This window comes from Tenacibaculum skagerrakense, assembly GCF_004345825.1.
In the GTDB taxonomy this organism is placed as follows: Bacteria; Bacteroidota; Bacteroidia; order Flavobacteriales; family Flavobacteriaceae; genus Polaribacter; species Polaribacter skagerrakensis.
Genome location: NZ_SLXM01000007.1, coordinates 163,388 through 184,695 on the forward strand (window position 1 = coordinate 163,388; position 21,308 = coordinate 184,695).

Genomic DNA, 21,308 nt, shown 5'->3' on the forward strand with positions numbered 1-21,308 from the left:
TTTTTAAACAAAGGTAGTGAGATGCTCTAAAATAGCAGTAATTTCTTCGTTAGAATTAAAGCTGTGCAAACAAATACGTAAACGTTCCTGTCCGATAGGAACAGTAGGAGAGAGGATTGGTTTTATATTAAATCCTTTTTGTTGTAATTGTTTAGCTGTTTCTTTTGTTTTTTCTGTTCCTGAAATTACGCAACAATGAATTGCAGAATCACTTTTGATAAATTTAGCAGTAAGGTCTAATCGTACAAGTTCAGATTTAAAATGTTGTATTCTTTCAGAGAGAACAGTTATTGTTGTTGAGTTTAAATGTTGATAGGCTACATTGATGGTTGCAATAGCATGAGGAGGTAATCCTGTAGTATAAATAAAACTTCTTGAGAAATTAACGAGATACTTATAAAGATTTTCACTTCCTAAGATCGCTGCTCCGTGACAACCCAATCCTTTTCCATAAGTCATAATCCTAGCAAAAACATCTTTCTCTACTCCTAATTGTTGAACCATTCCGGCACCATTTTCACCAAAAACACCTAATGCATGCGCTTCGTCAACAATTAAATAGGCGTTGTTTTGTTTACAAACAGCAACAAGATTTTTTAAGTTTGGTGAATCACCGTCCATAGAAAATACAGATTCGGTAACTACATAAATAGTGTCATGCTGAATTCGTTGTAGTATCTCGTTAAGGTTTTCTAAATCGTTGTGCTTAAACTTGTAGGCTTTAGCATTTGAAAGTTGAATTCCATCGCGAATAGATGCGTGAATCAATTCATCATACACAATAACATCTCCTCGTTGAGGAATTGAAGAGAAAAAACCAACATTTGCATCATAACCAGAGTTAAAAAGTAATGCTTTTTCTGAGTTGTGAAATACAGCTATAACATCTTCAGTTTCTTGATATAATTGGTGATTTCCAGAAATTAATCGAGAACCCGTAGCACCATTCATTTTGAGGTTTTTATCAACAAGAAGTTGATGAGCTTGATTAAAAACAACTTCAGATTGTGCAAAACCAAGATAGTCATTCGAATAAAAATCGATTAAATTCGTCTGAGAATTTAAACTTCGTAAAGCATTCGATTCTTTTCTAAGGAGTAATTTTTGATGTAATTTATCTGGAAAACTCATTACAAACGTTTAATAACATTTGTTACAATTCCCCAAATAACAAAATCATTTTCTTCAGTAATCCTAATAATAGGATAATCAGGGTTTTCAGGTTGCAACCACACATCGTTGCCATCTACACGAAGTCGTTTTACGGTAAATTCGCCGTCTAAAAAACACACCGCAATTTTATTGTTTGTTGGAGCGATACTTCTATCAATCACTAATAAATCATTATCATCCAAACCAGCACCAATCATCGACTGCCCGCTTACACGAGCAAAAAAAGTTGCTTCTTTATTTTTGATTAACTCTTCATCTAATGAAATTCTTGATTCTTTAAAATCATCAGCAGGAGAAGGAAATCCAGCAGAAATACCTGTATCGATAAAAATAGCGCCTTCACTATTTGTATTTTTCGGACTAAAAAATGTTAACTTCAAACTCATTTTACAACAATAATATCATTAATGTTTGTCGTGTATTTCGGGGTTAAACGTTCTTGACGCATTTTCCAAGTTCGTTCTAAATCTTGATTAGCTAATTTAATACTATTTGATCTATATTTTTTATTAATTTGATCGATAGCCAACATTAAAGGTTTGTGCTTTGGGTTTTCCTTAGAAAATAGATCTAGTTGAAAATTATTTTCAGGAACCAATCCAGTTACTATAACGCCGGCTTTTTTATAACGTATTCCAGGTTTAAAAATCGTTTTTACTGCTTCAACGGCACATTTGCTAATTACTAAAGACGAGTTAGTTGGATAAGGAAGAATTACTGTTTTACTCACTCGATGTTGCTCAAGATCTTTTTTATGTCGATCGCTCCTAAGGAGTACAATAATCATGTGGCAACTACTTTTTTGTTTTCTTAGTTTTTCAGCACAGTTTGTCGCAAATGTTGAGATTCGTTCCTTAATGTTTTCAATATCCGAATAGGTATATTCAAAACTACGCGTAGTAGCAATGGCTTTTTTATCTTTTTCTTCATCGAGTTCCATAGTAGGTTTCCCCAATAAATCTTGTTGAAGTCTCCATGCTGTAATCGAATATTTTTTACGAACCATTTCACTGTTTAATTGCGTAAAATCATAGGCTTTAACACAACCTTCTGCAGTTAGTTTTTTGTGAAGTCCACGACCAATTCCCCACACGTTATCAAGAGGCATCCACTTAAGCGCTTTAATTCTTTTCTCTTCAGAATCGATAACATATACGCCATTAGTTTCGTCTAAAAATTTCCTGGCAATTTTATTAGCTACTTTACTCAACGCCTTAGTAGGTGCTATGCCTACACAAGTAGGAATACCTGTCCACTGTAAAATACGATTTTTAATATCCTTACCATAAGAATTGAGTTCGTAATTTTCAAAACCTTTAAACTGGAGAAAAGCCTCGTCTATTGAGTAAATTTCAATATCAGGAGTAAATTGAGATAAAATTTTCATTACCCGATCACTCATATCTCCGTACAATGGATAATTTGAAGAAATAACCTTAATGTTGTGCTGTTTGCAATAGTTGTCCCATTTAAATATAGGAGCTCCCATTGGCAATCCTATGTTTTTAGCTTCATCACTTCTAGAAATAACACAGCCATCATTATTACTAAGAATAGCAACAGGTTTATTGCGCAAATTCGGATTAAAAACCCGTTCGCAAGAGGCATAAAAGTTATTACAATCTACTAAAGCATACATGGCTGTAAAGTTACTTAATCTCTTTTATTTTTTGATTATATTGTGCTACCGTAAGAGAGACAACCCAATACTTACCTTAATCCCTATGTCAAAAAAATTAAAAATTGATGGAATTGATAAGATTATCATCAAACGATTGGTAAATGATGCGCGTACCCCCATTTTAAGTATCGCTAGAGAAGTTGGAATTTCAGGTGCTGCAATACACCAACGATTACGAAAATTAGACGAATCGAGCCTTATTGAAGGTTATAAAATGGTGTTAAACCCCAAAGCCCTAGGATACACTACTACAGCCTTTGTTGGGGTGTTTTTAGATTCTGCTAGCTTGTATTCTTCAGCCATTAAAAGATTAAAAGATATACCAGAAGTAGTTGAAAGTCATTATACTACTGGAAACTATGCAATTTTCATTAAAATTATGTGTAAAAACAACGAGGACTTAATGCATTTGTTAAATAAAGATATCCAGAGTATAAAAGGAGTTTCAAGAACAGAAACATTCATATCTTTGGATCAACAAATAGACAGACAGATAAAAATTTAAACCTCTTATGAACGATTTTATATTGTATTTTAAAATGGGCTTATTTCATGTATTGGATATTAAAGCCTATGACCATATTTTATTTTTAATTGTTTTAGCTGTTGTATATCAATTTAAACAATGGAAAAAAGTTGTTTGGTTGATTACGTTATTTACTATTGGACATTCGATTACATTAGCGTTATCTGCTTATAATATTTTAAAAGTTAGAGCAGATTTAGTTGAGTTTTTAATTCCGTTGACAATTTTCATCACAGGATTAATGAATGTGTTAACAGCAAGAAAGGCATCAGTAGGTAAAGAAAATCAGAATTTATTTTTTGCCTTGTTTTTTGGATTGATTCACGGATTAGGTTTTTCTAACTACTTTAAAGCTATGATTGGTAGATCGGAAGACAAGTTGTTCCCGCTTATAGAATTTGCTTTAGGTGTTGAAGTAGCTCAAATAATTATTGTGGGATTAATCTTATTAATAGGAGGATTAGTACAATCTGTATTTGGAGTTAATAGACGTGATTGGATTTTGGTAGCATCATCAATTGTTATAGGATTTGCTGTTCAAATGATGATAAATCGTGTTTTTTGGTAAAAATTAACTTCTTTAACATTAATTTCTAGTTATTTTAGCTATTCTATGTCTTTAACAACAAAAGAATTAACTTACGCTCGTGCTTATTTAAAAATGGCAAAAGAATGGGCGAAACTATCATATTGTAAGCGCAAACAAGTAGGAGCCTTAATTGTAAAAGGCAGAATGATTATTTCTGACGGTTATAATGGAACTCCAACTGGTTTTGAAAATATCTGCGAAGATAAAGAAGGTGATACAAAATGGTATGTGTTGCATGCAGAGGCTAATGCAATTTTAAAAGTAGCAGCATCTACCCAATCTTGTATGGGAGCAACATTGTATATTACATTATCTCCTTGTCAGCAATGTAGTAAACTTATTCATCAGTCAGGGATAACAAGAGTTGTGTATTCAAACGAGTATAAAGATAAAAGTGGTCTTGAGTTTTTAGAAAAGGCAGGAGTTGAACTGATTTATTTACCCGATGAACAAGAATAATTTACCTATATTTTTTGCCATTGCTATGGCGTTTGGAGTTTTAATTGGCGCTTTTTTTACAGGGCAGTCAACTTCTTTAAGTAAAACTTCGTTGAAAGAGCAAAAAATAAAACGACTAATCAATTTTATTCAACAAGATTATGTTGATGATGTAGATACGGATGAATTATTAGATGGAGCCATTGCTCAAATGTTAACAAAATTAGATCCTCATTCAGTATATATTCCAAAAGAAAACTTACAAGCAGTAACTGAAAATATGCAGGGTAATTTTGTAGGAATTGGTGTTCAGTTTAGAATAATTGAAGACAGTATTACTGTAGTACATCCAATGACAGGAGGTCCAAGTATTAAAAAAGGTATTAAAGCAGGAGATCGAATTTTGATTGCTGATGCTGATACTTTATATGGAAAAGGAATTCAAAATGAACAGGTTTTAGAAAAACTAAAGGGAGCTCCGAATACAGAGGTAGAACTTCAAGTATACAGAAAATCTAATGACAGCACATTTAATGTAACGGTAAAAAGAGGAAAGGTAAATATTAAAAGTGTTGATATTGCTTATATGCTGAATGATAGTATTGGCTACATAAAACTAGATCGTTTTGCTAGAAATACGTACAAAGAGTTTAAAGAGTCGTTAACTATTCTTAAAGGTTTAGGAATGAAAGATTTGATTTTAGACTTAAGAGGAAATGGTGGTGGATTTATTGATATAGCGAATAGTATTGTAGATGAATTTTTAGAGGAAGACAAACTTATTGTTTTCACCAAAAATAATGGAGGTGAAATCTCCGAATCTTATGCAACAGATCAAGGAGATTTTGAGCAAGGTGGATTGTATGTTCTTATTGATGAAAATTCAGCTTCAGCTTCAGAAATTGTGGCTGGTGCCTTACAAGATAATGACAAAGGAATTATAGTAGGTAGACGTTCTTTTGGAAAAGGATTGGTACAAGAAGAAATGGAGTTAGGAGATGGTTCTGCTGTACGTTTAACTACTGCTCGTTATTATACTCCAACAGGTAGATCTATTCAAAAGCCATACAAGAGAAATCCAAATGGAGAAGAAAGCGAATCGCCTGATAACCCAAACTCAGTTGAATTAAGTTATGGAGATGAAGTTGAAAGCAGGTATAGAAACGGAGAATTATTAAATAGAGATAGCATCAAAATAGTTGATAGTTTAAAGTATACTACACCAAAAGGAAAAGTAGTTTATGGAGGCGGAGGAATTATACCTGACGTTTTTGTTCCTATAGATACTTCCGCATATATTTCTCCTTACTATTATGCGTACTTGAATGACTTTGCATTTAAGTATGTAGATAATAACCGCACAAAATTATCTGATTTAAAAATAGATGAGTATATCAAAAGTTTTGATGCAGATAATGAAGTGTCAAATATGTTTTTTGATAAAATTAAAGACTTAAAGCCTTCGGCATTAACCCAAGAAAAATTACGCAAGTTTCTAAAAGCTACAATTGCAAGAGAATTATTTAATGATCAAGGATTGTATCGAATGAATCATCTAGATGATAAAATGATTTTAAAAGTATTAGAATTAGAAAAGGAATAATTTTTTAATTTTTTTAAAAAATTTGTCCCCATGTGTAGCTTCTAAAACGTCTTACAGATAAATAACTTTAAATCTTATACATTATGAAAGAATTTATGATGATTTTTATCGGTGCCGATTACGGCGATTTAGGACTATCTCCAGAAGAAATTCAAGGAAGAATGGGCAAATGGTTTGCTTGGAGTCAAAAAATGGAAGCGCAAGGTATTGTTAGAGGCGGAAATGCTTTAACTGCCGACATTAGAAGAATTGTTGGTAAAGATCGAACGGTTTCTGATGTCAATTCTGCTGAAGTTAAAGAAATTGTTGGAGGTTATTACATTATTACGGCGAAAGATTTTGATGCTGTGGAAGAAATCGCACAAGATTTTCCTGATTATGATTTAGGAAGTACTGTAGAAATTAGAGAGATAATGGTTTTCGATGAATAATGGAAACTCAACTTATTGACCATCTTTTTCGCCATCATAGTGGAAAGATGGTTGCTGTTTTAACACGAATTTTCGGACTTTCAAATCTTGAAATTATTGAAGATGCTGTTCAAGATACCTTTATAAAAGCTACATTAAGTTGGCGAAATCAACTTCCCGATAATCCTGAAGCTTGGCTCATTAAGGCCTCTAAAAATCGAGTGTTAGATATTTTCAGAAAGTTGCAATCTGAAAAGAAAAATGTACCTGAATTTTCTAAAGGAATTGACGCAGTAGCTATTAATGAACTCTTTTTAGATGCGGAAATAGAAGACGCGCAATTACGAATGATTTTTACTGCTTGTCATCCTAAATTAGATCCTAAAGATAGAATTGCTTTTGCCTTAAAAACGGTGTCGGGTTTTAGTGGAAAAGAAATTGCTTCAGCACTTCTGCTAAAAGAAGAAACCGTAAAAAAACGATTAGTAAGAGCAAGGAAAGTAATTCAACAATCAAACATTTCTTTTTCCATTCCACAAGGATTAGAATTACCTAAAAGAATAGAAAGTGTATTAGAGGTTTTATATCTCATTTTTAATGAAGGATTTCATTCTAATAACAAAGAGCAACTCATAAGAAAAGAGCTTTGTGGAGAAGCAATGCGATTATGTAAGTTGGTTATTAAAAATAAACATACATCGATTTCAGCAACTTATGCGTTGTTTGCGTTAATGTGTTTTCATTCAGCTAGATTAGATACTAAAGTAACTACCGAAAATGAAGTGTTAGATTTAAAAAGTCAAGATCGTTCTAAATGGTATTTCCCGTTGATTCAACTAGGAAATACTATGATGAATAAAGCTGTTGAAAACAATGAATTTTCTAGCTATCATTACGAAGCAGCTATTATAGCAGAGCATTTAAAAGCAGCAACATTTGACGATACTAATTGGGAACAGATTTTGTATTGGTACGAGTCGCTATACGAATTACAACCAATGCCATCTCATTTGTTGACTATGGCAGTAGTTTGTTTGCAAATGTATAATTATGTAAAGGCTAGTTTCTATTTTGATAAAGTTAATCCGCATGAGTTAGAGCAAAGAGCTTATTTATACTACGCGGCAAAATCAGATTATTATCATCAAATAGGCGATACTAATAAAGCTATTGAATTTATAGATGTAGCTTTAGAAAAAGTAACCAATCAATTAGAAAAAGAGTATTTGGAGAGGAAGAAATTTAGTCTTTCTAATATTTAATACTTAAAATGTATTTGTACCTAGTTTTTTTCTAAAGTCAACATCCCTTTGATCATATTAATAATAACCAAATCTTTGACTTTATTTTTCTTTTTATTAAAAACCGAAAGAGTTTTTGATTTTGAATCATATGTCCAAGTACCTTTTCTCATATAATGCCCGTCGTTTTCGGCCATTTCTAGCCATTGAAATTCACCATTTTTCTTTATTTCAAATCTATAGCGAAATCGTGCAGGTGGAATTTTGTCATAATTGCAAGGTCTAAATACTTTAAAATTAGATTCATTACTATATTCTTCAAAAGAGTCTGTCCAGCAGCCGTATATGTCTGATTTGTTAATAGTTTTCTTCTGGCTAATTACAGATAAAGTAGTAAAGAATAAAAAAGTTAAAATTTTATATTTCATAGTATTAATTTTTATTAAGCACAATAGAAAGATATTTTTTTCAACATGATTTTCCAGCTAAAATATAGATAGTATGTAATAATAAACAATCTGTTTTAGCAAACCGTAATACTTATTGAGGCTGTATATCGTTTGATTTAGTTAATGTAGTAAAAACCCTTCCAACACATCAGCAATTTTACGATTATCGGATAATTGCGGAATTTTATTTTGTCCACCAAACTTACCAATCGATTTCATATACTCATGAAAGCCACCTTTTTTCACCTTTCGAATAACTAATGGGCGCAACACTTTTCCTTCAATTAAATCTTGATAGTAAATGTTTTGAGCTTGCATAGAAGCATCCATTTTTGCTGCCATTTCTTCTAGGTTTTCTGGTTCGTTTTCAAACTCAATAAACCATTCGTGATAAGGTAATCCACTTTCTGGATTTACTTGTGGTGCTACTGTAAATTCACTCACATTTACATCAGTTCCAACAATGGCGTCATTTAATGCTTTTTCTACTTCTTTACCAATTACATGTTCTCCAAAAGCAGAAATAAAATGCTTAATTCTTCCGGTAACTTTTATACGATATGGTTGTAAAGAAGTAAATTCAACGGTATCACCAATATTATAACCCCAAAGTCCGGCAGTAGTATTTAAAATGATTACATAATTTACACCAAGTTTAACATCTTTTAAAGAAATACGTGTTGGATTTTCATCAAAGAATTCTGTAGCAGGAATAAACTCGTAAAAGATTCCAGAATCTAATTGTAGTAGCATTCCTTTTTCTTGTTGTGAATCTTGAAAAGCAATAAATCCTTCAGATGCAGGATACAATTCGATGTAATCTATTTTTTTACCAATTAAAGCTTCGAACTTGTTTTTGTATGGCTCAAAATTAACGCCACCATAAATAAAGAAGTTAAAGTTAGGAAACAGTTCTGAAACAGTTTTGCCAGTCTTCTCAATCAGTTTTTCAAAATACATTTGAACCCAAGAGGGAATCCCGCTAATCACAGTCATGTTTTCTGGTAAGGTTTCCTCTACAATTTTATCAACTTTTGTATCCCAATCTTCAATACAGTTGGTTTCCCAGCTTGGCAATCTGTTTTTTAATAAATAATTCGGAACATAATGCGCAACAATACCACTTAATCGTCCTAATTTAATTCCGTTTTTATCATTTAAAACTGGACTACCTTGTAGGAAAATCATTTTTCCATTTACAAAAGAAGCATCTTTTGTCTCGTTAATATAAAACAATAAAGCATTTCGAGCCGATTTAATGTGTGTAGGCATCGATTCTTTTGTAATGGGTATGTATTTAGCTCCTGATGTAGTTCCCGAGGTTTTAGCGAAGTAAATTGGTTTTCCTTTCCACAACACATTTTCTTCTCCTTCAACAATACGATCTACATAAGAACGTAATCCTTCATAATCATTAACAGGAACACGTTTTTTAAAATCTTCATAAGAATTGATAGACACAAAATCATGATCTTTACCAAAAGCGGTTTTACATCCTTCAGAAACTAAATATTGAAATACTTTTTCTTGCGTTTCTAGTGGTTTGTTAGCCCATTTCCGAACACTTTTTACGGCACGTTTTGCAAAAGGAATCGCTAAAAAAGATTTTAAAGACATATAATTTATTTTTGTTTGGAGTTAGAAGCTTGGAAGTTTTTATACTTCTGACTTATAATAGTTACTGAAAGTCAATATAATTTGTTGGATTTGTTGGATATCCATTATTCCATAATTCGAAATGTAAATGTGGACCAGTAGTTAACTCTCCAGTAGAACCTACACCTGCTATTACCTCACCAGATTTTACAAAATCTCCCTGTTGTTTTAATAACTCACCATTATGCTTGTATACAGATACGAAATTGTTACTATGTTGAATAGTAATGGTATATCCAGTTTCAGCAGTCCACCCAGATAATATCACAGTACCATCAGCAACAGCTTTAACCGGAGTTCCTGTTTTAGCTACAATATCTATGGCGAAATGTTTGTTAGCAGCATTAAAAGATTGAGAAATGTTTCCTGTTATAGGCGCAAAGAATATGATTTTTGCTTTATCAGCAGAACCCGCAGACAGCGCATATCGATCTTTATTTTCAATCTCTTCTCTAAATTGTAAATCTAGTTCAGTTGCAGATAGTTTTTTATAATCTACCACTACCTTTTTTGATTCGTTTCTTATAGAATCTATAGCTTCAGGTTCAATTTCACCAGTAAGCACAGGTCTAATAGCTTTTGTAAACTTTTCCAAAACTGCAATTTTCATTTTTAAAGAATCTGCCTCGTAAGTAAGTTGTGTTGCTTTTTTCTTTAGCTGTGTAGATGAATATCCTGGTATGTATTCCTTTAAAGAAGTAAAAGCAATTAAAAATACAGTAAGAGTGATGATAAAAATTGAGAAAACACCACCTACAACAAATACATTTAAACGAGAAAGCTTTAATGAAAAACGCTCTTGAAAGGTATCTTCATTTAAAACAACTAAACGATACTTATCGGTTAGCTTTTGTTTTAATTTACTAGGTTTTTTCTTTTTTTTTGTCACTGTACTAGGTTTGGAATATCAAATATACAACGAAAAAATAGGAAGACTATTTTTTATAGAAGTTCATTTCATCAATATAGTTCCAAACGCTTGTTGATAAAAGAGGTTTGATATTTTTACCTTCTTTGATAGCATTACGAATCATCGTTGAAGAAATCTCTACAATAGGAGCATTTACACGATGGATTTTTGGGTGCTGATCGAATTGTGTTTCTACTATTCCTTCAGAAATTCTAGGATACACATATACGTGATGATGCTCTAAAATTGTTTCATAGTTTTTCCATTTATGAAGACTTTTCAAATTGTCTTCTCCCATTATTAAACTGAATGTATACGTAGGATATTTTTCTGAAATATGAGCTAATGTATGAACAGTGTAATTCGGTTGAGGTAATTTAAATTCGATATCTGAAGGAGCAATCTTATCGTAGTCTTCAGTAGCTCGATACACCATTTCATAACGATGATGATTGTCTAAAAGCGTACTCTTTTTCTTAAAAGGATTATGCGGAGTTACCACCATCCAAATTTCATCTAAATTTGAATTCTCAACCATGTGGTTGGCAATGATTAAATGACCAATATGAATAGGATTAAACGTACCAAAATATAACCCGATGTTTTTCATTATTCGTCTTTATTTTTCTAGTCCGATAAAATCACCAACTAATTCCTCAGCTTCTTTAAGAGCAACCTCTAGTTCATAGTTTTTAATGATTCTATCAAATTGAGGAGCGGTTGCTAGCTCTACAGAAGCTTTTGCAATTCTCATGTTAATTTTGTCTTCGCTCTCGGTTTTACGTTTTTTCAAACGTCTTTTTAATTCATCAACACTTGGAGGTTTTACAAAAACAGCTAAAGTTTCTTCAGGGAATTTCTTTTTGATTCGTAAACCACCTGCAACATCAATATCAAAAATAACGTGTTTTCCTTTAGCCCAAATACGTTCTACTTCTGTTTTTAAAGTACCGTAGAAATTCTCAGTGTAAACTTCTTCCCATTCTAAAAACTCATCATTTTTTATTTTATTAATGAATTCATCTCTAGAGATAAAATAATAATCAACACCGTCTTTTTCTTCTCCTCTAGGCTCACGAGAAGTAGCAGAGATAGAAAATTCTAAACCAAATTTTTCTTGCGCTAATAAATGACGAACAATTGTAGTTTTTCCAGATCCTGAGGGAGCTGAGAATACAAATAATTTACCTTTAAAGTCTTTCGTCATTATAATACGTTTAATATTTGTTCTTTAATTTTTTCCAATTCGTCTTTCATTTGAATCACCACTTTCTGCATAGGTGCATAATTCGCTTTGGATCCTGTGGTATTAATTTCTCTACCAATTTCTTGAATAATAAAACCTAATTTTTTACCATTAGAGTCGTCACTATCCAATGCTTGCAAAAAGTAATCCAAATGATTTGCTAAACGAACCTTTTCTTCGTTGATATCTAGTTTTTCAAGGTAATATATCAACTCTTGCTCAAAACGGTTTTCATCAACTTCAACTTTTAACTCATCTAACGCTTTAGCAAGACGCTGTTTTACATTATCAATTCGATCACCGTCCATTTCTTTTACTTCTTCTAAACAAGATTTAATGTTAGCGATACGTTCTTTAAAATCGATTTCAAGAGAAGCTGCTTCATCTGTTCTATACTGAACAATTTCTTTCAAAGCATTAGTAATATGTTTGTCAATTTCTGACCATTCATTTTCGTCTAACTCCTCTCGTTCAGTTTTAAGAGCATCTGGCATTCTAACAGCCATTTTTAATAACTCAACCTGATCATTCACATCAATGTACACCACATCACGAAGTTGTTTCATGTATTCTGTAACAACACCTTTGTTAACAGAAGTAGAAGTTTCATCTGCAGTCATTTCAACATAAATGGAAAAATCTACTTTACCTCTAACTAAGATATCTGCTAATTTTTTACGAATAGTAAGCTCCTTTTCTTTGTAAAAAGAAGGAATACGAGTATTTATATCTAAGTTTTTGCTATTTAAAGATTTAACTTCGATTGTTATCTTCTTAGTGGGTAATTGTAATACGGATTTACCGTATCCTGTCATAGATTGAATCATACCTTGATTTTAATAGGCCGTAAAGATACATTATTTGCTTGTACTAGCAGAAGCCTGTTTGGAAACTAAATAAACACCAACAAAAATTAAAATAGTAGCAAAGATTTTGATAATATCTAAAGAATCGCTTCCAACTAGTAACGCATAGATACTTGCAACTACAGGTTGTAAATAAATAAATACACTTACGGTAGTAGGTTTTAACTTTGATAAAGCATATAAGTTAAAAAGATAGGTAATGCAAGAGGCAAAAACAACAACAAATCCTATTCTTAAGTATCCTGATAGCGGAATAATTTGCCAGTTAATTTCAGTAAACTCAGAAATTCCAAAAGGAAACATAAAAATAAATCCGAATAAATACAACCAACGAATAAAGGTAATAGGTTTATATTTTGCGACTATTTTTTTGGCAACGACTAAATACATTCCGTAGGATGCAGCGTTTATAAATACTAAAAAGTTGCCTAACATCATGTTTGATGCATTGGCAGATGATTTACCACCGTAAAGTATTAAAACAACAGCACCGATAAGTCCGATAAAAACACCTATTATTTTAATAGCGGTAGGTCGTTCTTTTATTAATATGCTAGAAAAAATTAGCACCAAAATAGGTGAGGTAACCATCATTACAGAAGCATTGATAGGAGTTGTGTAGTTTAAACCTTTAAAAAAGGTAAGCATATTAAAAGCGATACCAAAGAAAGCAGCTAAAGCAATTATTTTATAATCGCCTTTTTTAATTTTATCATTTTTAATAAAAATACTAGCAAACCAAAACAGTAACATTGCTGAAGTGATGCGAATAAAAATAAAACCAAAAGGTTTTACATAATGTGGCATTACCTCTTTTGCTACGGTAAAAGTAACTCCGTATATAATAGTAACAATAGATACAGCCGTTAGTGCAAGTACTCTTGTATTCATTTTATGATGAATTTCTAGAATTTAGCGGCAAATGTCGTTATAAATATTCTATTAAAATGTTTCAATAGAGAATTAATACATTTAGAATAATAAAAAGAAACTTATTTATTTTAATTGATAATCGGGATGCCCAGTTTGCCAAAGACCAAAAGAAAGTAGATCTGTTAAATCTTCTATTCTTTTAGCATTAGTTCTGTCGAAACCATGCCCGCCTTCAGTATCTATCTTCAATAAAGTTAGATTAGGATTATCATTAAATGCTAGAAGTTTGGCAGCAAATTTTCCAGATTCAAAAGCCCCAACTCTACCATCGTTTAAACCAGCAGTTAAAAACATTGATGGATACTTAACTCCTTCTTTAATATGTTGATATGCATCCATTTCAAGAAGATACTCAAATTCTAAACTATCTTTTACGGTACCAAATTCAGTAATATTGTTTGGACCAGCAGGACCAAATTCTGCTCTTGTAGCATTTAACATTCCAGCTCTAACAGCAATGGCTTTATATAAATCGGGTCTTTCGGTAACAGCTCTTCCAATCAAAACGCCTCCAGCACTTGCGCTCCAAGCAAAAATTTTATCAGATGAAGTATACTTTTTTTCAATTAAATATTCTGTACAAGCAATAAAATCTTTCCATGTATTAGGTTTTGTTTTCTTCATACCACCTAAATGCCAAGTATCTCCTTTTTCACCCCCTCCTCTAACATGAGCAACTGCATACACACCATTGTTTTGTGTCCAACCTTTAATATAATCATCCATTAGAGGCGTGTCCGAATAACCATAAGCTCCATAACCTGTTATCATGACTCTATTTTTTGAGTTGAGTTTAGTCCCTTTTTTATAAATTATAGATAAAGGAACCATAACGCCATCATGAGATTTCACTTCAACTTCTTCAACAACTAAATCAACTCGTTCTGATTTAGTTGAAGGGACAAGGCTTTCTTTGACAAAAGTGTTAGAGTCAGTATCAAGTTTATATCTTACGTTATCACTTATCCATCCTTTAGTTACAATCCATAAATCATTGTTTTGTATTCCTAATGAGTATAAATTAATATGGCCTGATTGTGGAATATCTAGTTTCTGAGATGAAGCATCTTCAAAACCTTTTTTATGAAGACTAGCATTAATACCATTTTTATTGGTAACGTAAAATAGACCATCTTTAGTTATGGCCATGCTTGTTATCACTTCAGACGTGTTTTCTGGAACAAATGTTTTAGATTTTTCAATATCGATAGTTGAAAGCTTATCTTTCAATATTTTAAAATTTGAAGCATTGTGTGCAGATAATAAGTAGATCGAATCGTTCTTTAGATAAAAATCTTTTACTTTATCGGTACTTCTGTAAAGAGGTTTCCAATTTATTTTCTTGTTTTTTAATTCTTCTATAGGTGCAAAGTAATAATCTACAAATTCACTTACATTGTATATACCAGCAAAAATATATCTATCATCTTTTAAGTGAACAATAGGAAAGTCTTCTTCTTTAATTTTAAAGTCACTTCCTTTTTTGCTAGATAAAATAATATTTAAATCGGCTGGATCTGTACCTAATTTATAAAGCACAGAGCTTGTATTTAAAGCAAATTCCTCAGAGTTTTTATCGGTTACAGGAATATGCATATAAAAAAAACCTGAATCATCAGGAAGCCAGCTAATACCTCCTAGTGCAGATGGCCAACATTTTTCTATTATTTGAGGAGAAATTTCTTTAGATGCTACATCAACAATAATCATTTTAGAAATTTCTTCATCATTTTCGGTAAGACTAATTACTATTTTTGTTCCATTAGGACTAGGTTTTATGTAGTTAATTACATGATTTTTAAACTTTTCTGATTCAGAAGGAGAGAATAATAGAATCTCATTTCCATTATTGGTTTTCTTGTAAAATAAGTCTTTAGTATTTTTTGTATTAGAGGCTTTTAAATAGAAGTATAGTTGATTTACTATGGAAAGACTAGATAATTTCTCTTTTGATTCTTCGTTACTGATTTTTTCGAAATAACTAGATATAGCACTTCTATTAACAATATTTTCTAGAGTTTTTTGAGCAAATTCTGTTTGACTTTTATACCAATTAGTAACCGTAGAGTCACTTTCATTTTCAAGATACCTAAAATGGTCGGTTAATTCTTTACCATGATGGTTTTCAATAACGATTTTAGGTGTTAATAGTTCTTGATTCAACTTGTTATAATCTTTACACTGAAAAAAAAGGATTATTAATAGGAAGGGGAATTTTTTTAGCATTATTTGATGTTAATTTGGTAAAAATAAAAAAAAGAGATTATTAAGTTTATTTTAATAATCTCTTTTTTCAAAGACTAAACTATATTATTTGATTTCCTTTGTCTTTGTTTTTAGTAGTAGTTGTAAGTTTAGAAAGTGAGCATTCTGGATTTTCCCCTCCTGCTGTACTTCCTCCAAAAATTTGATTAGAGTTTTTAATTTCAGTAACTCTAAACTTTTCTAACTGTAGTTTGTTTTTTTGATTTCCCATTATACTTTATTTTAGATTTATTTCTGTTGCTAAACTATAGAATAGAAACCTTTAATAAAAACGATATTAGTGTAGATTTATAAATCTAAAGCTTTAAATTCATAAATTAATAACTTATAAAACATTGCTATTCAGAATTTTGTTTTTTTTCTAGTTGTTTTATAAAATAGGAAGGTTGCAACTTAGTTTTCTTAACAAATGCTATAGAAAATGTCTGTTGACTATTAAATCCAGACTCCTCTGAAATAGCTTTTACAGTATATGATCTAAACTTTTTGTCGTTTGTTAAGCGGTTTATCGCATAATCAATTTTCAAATTGTTTAAATAATTGGCAAAATTGGTTCCCTTTTTATAATTGATTACTTTAGATAAATAGGAACTATTCGTTTTAATCTCTTTTGCCAAAGAAGAAAGTGTATATTTTTTCTTTAAGAATTGTTGCGTGTCTTCAAACTTTTTTAAATCAATAAGGATTTTTTGTGTAATCTCTTCCGAAACACCAACTTTCTCTAATTCATCGTTTTCATCGTTTTCAATTTGCTCATCAATATTATCATCTACCTTATTTTCTTGATTTTTAATTGCTTTTTTTGTAGTGTTTTCGTTCAATATCAATGCAAATCGTTTTTTCAAAATATAATTTCTTCTAAACAACAATGTAATACCAATTACAGCAACAAAGCTTAGTATTAGAAATACTAGTTTTAAATTATTATTGTTGTCTTCATTTTGTTGGAGTGTCGAGATTAATTTTTCTTTTTCAGATAGTAAATAAGGTATTTCATAATTTTTTGTAATCTGTTGAGAAACTCTTCGGGATTTTGAATTGTAAACAGAATCGAATTTCATTAAAGCGTTTATGTATAACAGCTGTTTATCATATTCTTTTTCAGTTTTATAATGATTGATTAAATACTGGTATCCGTCTAAAATTTCAAGAGCTACATCATTAGTTTCTTGTAAAAATAAGTGTGCTTTGTTAAGATATGTGATGGCGCTATCTTTTTTACCTAATTCATAATAGGTTTTACCAATGTACGATTGATTAATGGCCGTTGTTAATTCATCATTTTGTTTTTTAATACTTTGTATACTCTCTAAAAGTGCTTTTAATGCTTTGTTATATTCTTTTTTGTAATAGGAATTTATACCGTTATTTAATATAAATCTTGTTTTAAGAATTTCATCAGTACTATATAGGGTTCTTTTAATTCCCTCATCAATCATAATTTGAGCTGAATCTAATTTTTTAGTGTAAATCAAAGCATCGCAATAGGCATAAATACCTATGTTATAATAATAACCTTTGTTGGGAAAATCAAGCTTGTCTAATTCATTTAAATAACTTTTAAATAATTGTTTTGCTTCTTCTCTAAATCCTAATCTATATTTTAAAGAAGCAATATCAAATTTTACACTGGCATGTTGGAAGCTGTCATTTTTTGTATGTTTTAATGCTAAGACATAAAATTTTAAAGCATTATCAAAATCTCCTTTTTGGTGAAATATTAATCCTTTACTCTCATATGCAATGGCTGGATATTTCGAGTGTTTTTTTAATTTCTTTGAAAGACTAATAACACTATCTAAATATTGTAAAGAAAGTTCATCATTATATATACGTGATAAAAAGTAATAGCCATCAGCGATCCTTACAAGATTGTTTTCTTTTTTAGCCTTTCTTAAGTACGCTTGAGTATGATTAAATTCAGTTATTGAATCAACCTCTATTTTTTGTAAACCTACTTTTAAATTCTCATAGTCTTCATTTACTAAAGAATCTATCACAGCGTTTTGAGTAAATATCGACTGAATAATTAGTAGGAACAGGAAGGTTAACTTTTTATTCATTGGTGCTGATTTTTAATTGATAATATTTATAAAGACAATTGTAACAAACTAATTCATGTAAGCGTTGCTTGTCTCTGAATAGTCTATTCACAGTCATGTGTATGTAGCTAGATAGTAAATCATCTAACTTAATGTTTTCATTAGTTAGATTTGTTACTATTACATCTGATGTTTTTTTAATTTTTGTAACATCAATTAGATCAATATAGCCTTGTATAACATCATTACTAGGATTAAGAAATGATACAATAGCCTGTCTTAATTTTTGATATTTGACATTTAATTGTTTGTTTAAGTGTTTATCTGCATTGAATTCATGTTTAAAGGATTCTAGATGTTCTTTAGCAAATTGTAATTTTTTTTCTAAAGTATATTCAAAACTATCAAGGATTGTATCTATATATCTCAACGAAAACAAGAACTGCGTTTCATCGTTTTGAATACTAGATAAAGCTTGTAAGCAAAGTTGGCTATCTAAAAAGAAAAAATCTTCCGTCAGGCTAATAGTAGAGTATCCATACCTTTCTAGCTCTCTATTATATACATCTGATTGAACACTCCAAATAAATCCATTTTCAAAATATTCTTGGAGTTGCCTATTTACTAACTGAATAATTTTTCCGTTGTGATTATTATTAGTAGATAAAAATCGAACTCTTAAGTGATTTTGTGGATCTTCATATCGAATAAAAAACCACTTTTCAATTAAATTCTCATGTAAGAGTTTATTAGATAACGGTTGAATTAGTTCAGTAAGGATTGCGTCGGAAGTTTTTTTACCACAATAAATTTTATAGTACAACCACTGATCACCAAATAAAAATTTTCGTTGTACCATTAGTTTTTATTTAGTTTGGATTGGTTGTAAAAAGTGAATAAACATTCATTAGTAAAGTATTCATTTTTGGTATTACTAACAAAGGTATTGCTTGTTTGTAAAAACTCTTCTAATGTTATCTTCCCCTTTTTTCTGAGTGTATCTTTTAAAATTAAAACACTATCAAGATGGTTTAAATTAATTAACAACGTATTATCATTATTAACTATTTGAATAAAATCTGGCACATTGTTTTCTTCTTGCCAGTTTTTTATAATTAAAAGCGTATTGTCATTATCAGATTCTAAAAATTCTGGTATACTATCTTTATTCAATTTCCATTTAGCCTTAGACAATATAATGTTCTTATATACAACTCTTGGTAAAAAACTGTAGTGAGCAATAGTAGAAGGCCATGAAAAACCTAAACTATCTCTTTGATTTTGTAATTCTAAATCAGCCAAAAATTCATATACAGGTAGTGCATTATATGAGTAATTATGTGCGTTTGTAAGTTTAGGAATTATTTCTTTTTGTAGTTTTTTAGATCTTAGAACAACTTTATTATTTCTTACAGATACTAATAGATCGTTTAAATTAAGTTGATTTTCCTGTTGTAAAGTAGATTTTGAGATGTAAGGAATTTCAAAATCTCGTAAGTGGTTTCTTCTTAAAATATTACCAACTCTAGATTCTGGAAGATGAACAATTTCAGCTAAAATTTTATCTGGATGCATTTGTTGTTCAATTGCAGTAATTTTCTTTACAATTTCTTCAACCTTTTTTGAGTGTGTAAAACGTCCTAATAATTTTCCTGCACTAGCACTTAAAGTATACAAGACAATTAAGTTGTCATTTTCATTTTGAATAACTTCTGTAAAAGCAGATAAAGTATCTGGTAAGTAATTATTTTCCGGTAGTATACTGTCAAAATCTTCTTCTTTTAAAACTAAAACAGTTTCCTTATTTTGTTGAGATGCTAAATATTTATTGACAATAATTTTTTCTGCTTCATTTAACTCGTATTGTGATGTTAACTGTTTCTTTTTAGTGGGTGTAATATTCTTTAAAAAAGGAGTGGTATCAGAAACTAATGAATTCTGAATATACCCTATTCCACTTTCAACATCTAAAACTTCATTAAGTAATACCTCTTGGTCTTCATATCTTTGGATAAACCTATTTTTAAAATGAACTAGATTTTTGTTTTCTTGATATTTATTAATTTTTAATAATAAAGGAATCACTTTTTGTAGTTGATAAACCACTTTTTGATTTATCTCATTAGCTGTAGTTGTTAACTCTAAATCTGTTTGAAATAAATAGTTCGGATTATAATCAATATCTAATTCTTTTACAACCTCTATGATTTTATTATAATTAGAAATATTATTTCCAATTTTTTTATCTAAATCACTTAAGGACTTTTGGAAAGAATATAAATTTTCAAGATTATAGCTTGAGTCTTTACAGTCTTCTAACTCACTTAGTAAAGTGTCGAAAGTATCGCCTCCAGTTACAGCAACTTCTACGTTATTGACTAATATTTTATTATAAATTAATGAATCAATAAAATCAGATGCTTCCTCTTTTGAAATTTCATTGGAACTTAATGAGTCAACTAACTCGTTGTAACTAGCTCCTTTTTCACTTTGTTTAATTATCGAATCTAAATACTCATTTTTGTAAACAGCTTCTATGCTATAACTTCTTTGATTCTTTTCCGATTGATAATCTACATATCGATACTGATTGTAAAAAGGATACAAAGAGGAGTTTGGAAAATAAACAGCATTCTTTTTTATGGCTTCTTTTTTGGAGTAGCTGGTAGCTAAATTGAATAAGAAGTCTGTATCAAAACTTGTTTTTCTTTTGAAGAAATCAATTGTATTTAATTCTATCGCAGTTTTATCTGTAATTTTCCCTACACTCATTCCAGAAAATAAACCGAAAGGAGTGCATCTTGTGGAAGCTCTAAAAAGATATTTTAAGAAAGACAGCTTTAATTTCTCAGTATTTTTTGGATTGTTAACATCTATATTTTTATCTATTTCATCGTGCAAAGATTTTGAAGCTAAAAAAATAGCTTCTTTTATTGTAGGATCTCCCCATAACTTTTTTAAATCATCCAACCCAAATGAAGATTTTTTAGTAAGATCTTCATAAAAGTTTAACGACAAAATGGGAGTTCTAAAACAAAAATCTCTTAAAAAAATATAAGGATTTGTAGTTTTTTTCATTTGGTTTCTTGAGACTAGTTGCAAAAATAGGTTTTTTCTATAAACAAAAAAGTTAAAAGACTTAAAACCCTAAAAAACAGAATTTTAATTTATCGTTATTAGTGTTTTTGATTTATAAATCTAGCCTTTAGATTTATAAATCTGGAGTGAGAAGACTTTTTTTCAGCTGATTTCTGTAGTTGATTTGTAAGTGTGTTTGTAT

At 30.4% G+C, this 21,308-nt stretch carries 21 protein-coding genes; 6 read left to right on the forward strand and 15 right to left on the reverse strand.

Features of this window, described 5'->3' with window-relative positions; translation table 11 throughout:
* Nucleotides 1-3: 3 nt before the first annotated feature.
* Genes EV195_RS12325 through EV195_RS12335 form a run of 3 tightly spaced genes read right to left on the reverse strand, consistent with a single transcriptional unit; the run spans nt 4 to nt 2,812 of the window.
* Nucleotides 4-1,131 carry an aminotransferase class I/II-fold pyridoxal phosphate-dependent enzyme gene (locus EV195_RS12325; protein ID WP_132795262.1) on the reverse strand — a complete coding sequence of 376 codons (1,128 nt, stop codon included), beginning with the start codon at nt 1,129-1,131 and terminating at the stop codon, nt 4-6.
* Nucleotides 1,131-1,559 carry a LexA family protein gene (locus EV195_RS12330; RefSeq protein WP_132795263.1) on the reverse strand — a complete coding sequence of 143 codons (429 nt, stop codon included), beginning with the start codon at nt 1,557-1,559 and terminating at the stop codon, nt 1,131-1,133. Before EV195_RS12330 ends, EV195_RS12325 begins: the two co-directional genes overlap by 1 nt.
* Complete coding sequence (locus EV195_RS12335; RefSeq protein ID WP_132795264.1) at nt 1,556-2,812, reverse strand: Y-family DNA polymerase; 1,257 nt, start codon at nt 2,810-2,812, stop codon at nt 1,556-1,558. Before EV195_RS12335 ends, EV195_RS12330 begins: the two co-directional genes overlap by 4 nt.
* An 85-nt stretch (nt 2,813-2,897) precedes the next feature.
* Here EV195_RS12335 and EV195_RS12340 point away from each other — a divergent pair, with 85 nt between their 5' ends.
* The 6 genes from EV195_RS12340 to EV195_RS12365 all read left to right on the forward strand — a co-directional run bounded on the left by EV195_RS12340 (nt 2,898) and on the right by EV195_RS12365 (nt 7,682).
* Nucleotides 2,898-3,359, forward strand: a complete 462-nt coding sequence (locus tag EV195_RS12340; protein WP_132795265.1) for an Lrp/AsnC ligand binding domain-containing protein — start codon at nt 2,898-2,900, stop codon at nt 3,357-3,359.
* A gap of 7 nt (nt 3,360-3,366) precedes the next feature.
* On the forward strand, nt 3,367-3,948 hold the full coding sequence (locus EV195_RS12345) for a HupE/UreJ family protein (RefSeq protein WP_132795266.1): 582 nt from the start codon (nt 3,367-3,369) through the stop codon (nt 3,946-3,948).
* Between the two features lie 45 nt (nt 3,949-3,993).
* Nucleotides 3,994-4,428 (forward strand): deoxycytidylate deaminase, encoded by a 435-nt coding sequence (locus EV195_RS12350; RefSeq protein WP_132795267.1) that lies wholly within the window; start codon nt 3,994-3,996, stop codon nt 4,426-4,428.
* Nucleotides 4,415-6,010, forward strand: coding sequence for a S41 family peptidase (locus EV195_RS12355; protein ID WP_132795268.1), 1,596 nt, complete (start codon nt 4,415-4,417; stop codon nt 6,008-6,010). The genes EV195_RS12350 and EV195_RS12355 overlap by 14 nt, the downstream gene beginning before the upstream one ends.
* An 83-nt stretch (nt 6,011-6,093) precedes the next feature.
* Nucleotides 6,094-6,441, forward strand: coding sequence for a YciI family protein (locus EV195_RS12360; RefSeq protein ID WP_132795269.1), 348 nt, complete (start codon nt 6,094-6,096; stop codon nt 6,439-6,441).
* On the forward strand, nt 6,441-7,682 hold the full coding sequence (locus EV195_RS12365) for an RNA polymerase sigma factor (RefSeq protein ID WP_132795270.1): 1,242 nt from the start codon (nt 6,441-6,443) through the stop codon (nt 7,680-7,682). The genes EV195_RS12360 and EV195_RS12365 overlap by 1 nt, the downstream gene beginning before the upstream one ends.
* A 20-nt stretch (nt 7,683-7,702) precedes the next feature.
* On the opposite strand, the gene EV195_RS12370 is transcribed toward EV195_RS12365, so the two are convergent.
* From EV195_RS12370 to EV195_RS12420, 12 genes are all read right to left on the reverse strand, one after another.
* Nucleotides 7,703-8,089, reverse strand: a complete 387-nt coding sequence (locus EV195_RS12370; protein ID WP_132795271.1) for a hypothetical protein — start codon at nt 8,087-8,089, stop codon at nt 7,703-7,705.
* 141 nt (nt 8,090-8,230) lie between these two features.
* Nucleotides 8,231-9,727, reverse strand: a complete 1,497-nt coding sequence (locus EV195_RS12375; protein WP_132795272.1) for a GH3 auxin-responsive promoter family protein — start codon at nt 9,725-9,727, stop codon at nt 8,231-8,233.
* A 61-nt stretch (nt 9,728-9,788) separates the two neighbouring features.
* The gene (locus tag EV195_RS12380; RefSeq protein WP_132795273.1) at nt 9,789-10,655 is read right to left on the reverse strand and encodes a M23 family metallopeptidase; all 867 of its coding nucleotides are present in this window, start codon (nt 10,653-10,655) and stop codon (nt 9,789-9,791) included.
* A gap of 46 nt (nt 10,656-10,701) precedes the next feature.
* Nucleotides 10,702-11,286 (reverse strand): nicotinate (nicotinamide) nucleotide adenylyltransferase, encoded by a 585-nt coding sequence (gene nadD, locus EV195_RS12385; RefSeq protein ID WP_132795274.1) that lies wholly within the window; start codon nt 11,284-11,286, stop codon nt 10,702-10,704.
* 9 nt (nt 11,287-11,295) lie between these two features.
* Nucleotides 11,296-11,883: a guanylate kinase gene (gmk, locus tag EV195_RS12390; RefSeq protein WP_132795275.1), complete on the reverse strand. Its 588-nt coding sequence runs from the start codon at nt 11,881-11,883 to the stop codon at nt 11,296-11,298.
* Nucleotides 11,883-12,749, reverse strand: a complete 867-nt coding sequence (locus tag EV195_RS12395; protein ID WP_243693116.1) for a YicC family protein — start codon at nt 12,747-12,749, stop codon at nt 11,883-11,885. The genes gmk and EV195_RS12395 overlap by 1 nt, the downstream gene beginning before the upstream one ends.
* Before the next feature lie 30 nt (nt 12,750-12,779).
* Nucleotides 12,780-13,679, reverse strand: a complete 900-nt coding sequence (locus EV195_RS12400) for a DMT family transporter (RefSeq protein ID WP_132795276.1) — start codon at nt 13,677-13,679, stop codon at nt 12,780-12,782.
* A gap of 105 nt (nt 13,680-13,784) precedes the next feature.
* On the reverse strand, nt 13,785-15,884 hold the full coding sequence (locus EV195_RS12405; RefSeq protein ID WP_165915734.1) for a prolyl oligopeptidase family serine peptidase: 2,100 nt from the start codon (nt 15,882-15,884) through the stop codon (nt 13,785-13,787).
* Between the two features lie 142 nt (nt 15,885-16,026).
* Nucleotides 16,027-16,197 carry a hypothetical protein gene (locus tag EV195_RS16730; RefSeq protein ID WP_165915735.1) on the reverse strand — a complete coding sequence of 57 codons (171 nt, stop codon included), beginning with the start codon at nt 16,195-16,197 and terminating at the stop codon, nt 16,027-16,029.
* Nucleotides 16,198-16,324: 127 nt separating this feature from the next.
* Nucleotides 16,325-18,049, reverse strand: a complete 1,725-nt coding sequence (locus EV195_RS12410) for a helix-turn-helix domain-containing protein (RefSeq protein ID WP_132795278.1) — start codon at nt 18,047-18,049, stop codon at nt 16,325-16,327.
* Entirely contained in the window at nt 18,042-18,887 is an 846-nt protein-coding gene (locus EV195_RS12415) for a thiopeptide-type bacteriocin biosynthesis protein (protein WP_132795279.1), read from the reverse strand. Before EV195_RS12415 ends, EV195_RS12410 begins: the two co-directional genes overlap by 8 nt.
* Nucleotides 18,887-21,106 carry a lantibiotic dehydratase family protein gene (locus EV195_RS12420; protein WP_132795280.1) on the reverse strand — a complete coding sequence of 740 codons (2,220 nt, stop codon included), beginning with the start codon at nt 21,104-21,106 and terminating at the stop codon, nt 18,887-18,889. The genes EV195_RS12415 and EV195_RS12420 overlap by 1 nt, the downstream gene beginning before the upstream one ends.
* Between the last annotated feature and the right edge of the window lie 202 nt (nt 21,107-21,308).